Source organism: Caldithrix sp., from assembly GCF_056497305.1.
Genome location: NZ_JBSMDE010000059.1, coordinates 1 through 3279 on the forward strand (window position 1 = coordinate 1; position 3279 = coordinate 3279).

At 46.2% G+C, this 3279-nt stretch carries 4 protein-coding genes; all 4 read left to right on the forward strand.

Annotated elements, in window-relative coordinates:
• Positions 1-891, forward strand: an 891-nt coding sequence (locus ACWB0I_RS04800) for a sulfotransferase family protein (RefSeq protein WP_479386900.1), incomplete at its 5' end; no start/stop codon positions are given.
• Positions 892-1007: 116 nt separating this feature from the next.
• Entirely contained in the window at positions 1008-2378 is a 1371-nt protein-coding gene (locus ACWB0I_RS04805) for an MFS transporter (protein ID WP_479386901.1), read from the forward strand.
• Between the two features lie 12 nt (positions 2379-2390).
• Positions 2391-2621 carry an MbtH family protein gene (locus ACWB0I_RS04810; RefSeq protein ID WP_479386902.1) on the forward strand — a complete coding sequence of 77 codons (231 nt, stop codon included), beginning with the start codon at positions 2391-2393 and terminating at the stop codon, positions 2619-2621.
• Positions 2622-2657: 36 nt separating this feature from the next.
• The coding region (locus tag ACWB0I_RS04815) for a thioesterase II family protein (RefSeq protein WP_479386903.1) at positions 2658-3279 on the forward strand (622 nt) is incomplete at its 3' end.

The following is a 3279-nucleotide window of genomic DNA, read 5'->3' on the forward strand; positions in this document are numbered from 1 at the left end:
CCGCCGGTTTTTATATTGGGGCACTGGCGCAGCGGCACCACGCTATTGCAAAACTACATGGTTCAAGATAGTAACTTTATTTCACCCAATATGTTCGAGTGCAGGAACCCACATACCTTTCTGGTACGCCAGAATATTTTCGAATACAAGCGGGCCAAAGCCGTAGCCTCTGCGCGTCCAACCGATAATGTTAAAATGCGCATCGATAGCCCCGCCGAAGAAGAATTTGCCGTTGGGGTAATGAGCCTGATGACCCCGCTCCTGGGTTGGGTATTCCCCAAAAATCGCGATTATTACGAAAGATACCTGACGTTCCGCGATGTGCCAGAGTTTGAAATCAATACCTGGAAGAGGCATTATCTTTATTTTTTGAAAAAGATAACCTTTAAACACAAAAAACAGCTTTTGCTAAAATCTCCGGTTAATACAGCGCGCGTCAAACTGTTATTGGATTTGTTTCCCGATGCCAGATTCATCCATATTCACCGTCATCCTTACGATGTCTTTCGTTCCACTTTAAAAATGTACCGGACAGCCGTGGCCCGCTCTTCATTTCAGGGATCCGGTCAGCGCATAATCGAAGATGACATTATCGATCACTACAAACGCATGCATCAAGCCTATTTTGAAGAGAGAACTTTGATTCCCGAAAACAATCTGCTGGAAATTGCCTTTTCCCAACTGGAATCGGAACCCTTAACGGTGTTAGGCCAAATTTATGAGCATTATGGTTTTCGTAAATTTGAAACAGTAGAAACAAATTTTAAGCGGTATTTTGAATTAAATCAAAATTACAAAAAGAACTCTTACGAACCGCTGGCTGAATCGCTAAAACAGCGACTTCAGAAAGAGTGGTCTGTAGTTTTTGAAAATTGGGGATACGAAGCCTGAGCAGCGAAAGATTGATTTAAATTTTTAGCATTATGTTTGAATTTTTAGCAAATTATTGAATGCAGGTCTTAAAAATTAGGGTTTAAAAAAATTTCATGAAATCTCAAGCAGCGTCTGTGGTAGAGTCAGAACCTGAGGCCAGTGTGCAGCAGAAAAAATTTTTCAATCGTAATTATCTGCTACTTTTTCAAGGCCAGTTTGTCAGCCGCATCGGTACCCAGGTTTTTCTGTTTGCCATGATCATCTGGGTTACCGAAACCTACAATTCTACCAGTCTTGTTGGCTTGTTAGGCATGGCTTCGGGCATCCCTCCGGTTATTTTAGGCGCCTTTGCCGGGGTCTTTGCCGATCGGTACTCGCGTAAAGCGATCATCGTCTGGAGCGACCTTTTAAACGGCCTGACCATCATTTTGCTCTCGGTTTTATTCTATTTTTTCCCAGAGAACCGGCCTGTGATTTTCATTGGTTTGCTGACGGTAAGCGTTTTTTCGGCGACCATCACCTCCTTTTTCTCGCCGGCCATTGGCGCTGCCCTGCCCGACATCGTACCTAAAGACAAAATACCGGCGGCCAATTCATTGGGGCAATTTTCCCGGCAGATTAGCCGCTTAATCGGTCAGGGGCTCGGCGCCCAGATCCTGGCCTGGCTGGGAGCTCCGTTGCTTACCCTGCTCAATGGTTTGACCTTTATTTTCTCGGCCTTCAGCGAGAGCTTTATTCAGATTCCCCAACATATTCCAGAGAAAGCCAAAACATTTAAAGATCAATTCAGAGAATTTACACTGGACATTAAAGAAGGCTTCCGCTACATCTGGGATCACAAAGGGTTACGGCATCTGGTATTTATTTCTATCTTTATTTCCTTTTTCTCTGCGCCGGTCATGGTTCTGCTTCCCTTTTTTGTGCGTGATTATCTGGGAGTTGACTTCCAGTGGTTTGGTTACATGCTGATTATTTTTGGGCTGGGCACCACCCTGGGCTACGCCATAGTGGGCATTTTTAGGCTACGCGGTACAACGCGAAAAAATCTGGTTATTGTTTTCACTGTTTTTGAGGCTTCATCCACTGTTTTGCTGGCCTTTTGTCATAATCAATATCAGGCCATGCTGGTCATGTTTCTGCAGGGCTTTTTTAGTGGATTTGTGATGGTGAACATTACCTCTCTGGTGCAAATTACCACGCCTTCCGAAATTCGCGGGCGCGTGTTTGGGGTGGTTACCACCATTACAGGCAGCATTGCCCCTTTGGGCATGGGACTCGGCGGTGTGGTTGCCGATTTACTGGATCAAAACATTCCCCTGCTGTTTGTCATCTTAGGCACGATCATTATTTTGCTGGTATTGCTCGTTTCCTTCAGCCCCCATTACCAGCGGTTTCTCTCATATCGCAGTGAATGGGAAGAGGAAGAAGAGAGAAAGAGCTCAGGAATTTACTACAAAATCCGATATTTACAACCTGGCGAATTAGATATGGATGAAAATAAATAAAAAGGAGTCACTATGAGCCGCGAAGATCGTGAAGATAAAACCATCTACAAAGTGGTCGTCAATCATGAAGAGCAATATTCCATCTGGCCGGCTGACCGCGAAAATCCCTTAGGCTGGCGCGACGCGGGAAAGACTGGCACCAAAGAAGAATGTCTGGCCTACATCAAAGAAGTGTGGACCGATATGCGGCCTCTAAGCCTGCGTAAAAAAATGGAAGAAATGGAAAAACAGGCCGGTAATTAGTCTGCTACAGATGATTAAGAACGATTGAAAGAGACCATGAATCAGAACAAATGGCTGGTAATTCCAACGCCGCGTCCGGCGGCGAGGATGATTCTGCTTTGCTTTCCTTTTGCCGGGGGAAGCTCGCACAGCTTTCGCGGCTGGGCGCCCATTCTTCCCCCTTCCGTTGAGCTACGGGCTGTAGAATTGCCTGGACACGGTACGCGTCTTTCGGAACCCCTGGCCGAAAATATTGAAGAATTAATCGAGCCCATTGCCCGGGGAATTGTTTCCAGCCTGGAAAAGCCCTATGCTATTTTCGGCCATAGCATGGGCGCCCTGTTAGGCTTCGAAGTGGCGCTTTTACTGCAAAATCAGTGGCGCAAACCGGCGGAACATGTCTTTTTATCCGGTCATGGCGCTCCGGGCACACCCCGCCATGAACCGGAAATCCATCATCTGCCCAAGCCCCAGTTTCTGGCTAAGATTAAAGAATACAACGGTACGCCTAAAGAAGCGCTGGAAAATAAGGAATTGATGGATTTGATGTTCCCCATTCTGAAAGCTGATTTTAAAATCTGCGAAACCTACGCGCACCACAACTCGGACCTACTAAATTCGCCCATTACTGCATTAGGTGGAATACAGGACCCTTCGACCCCGCGTGAGGATCTGGAAA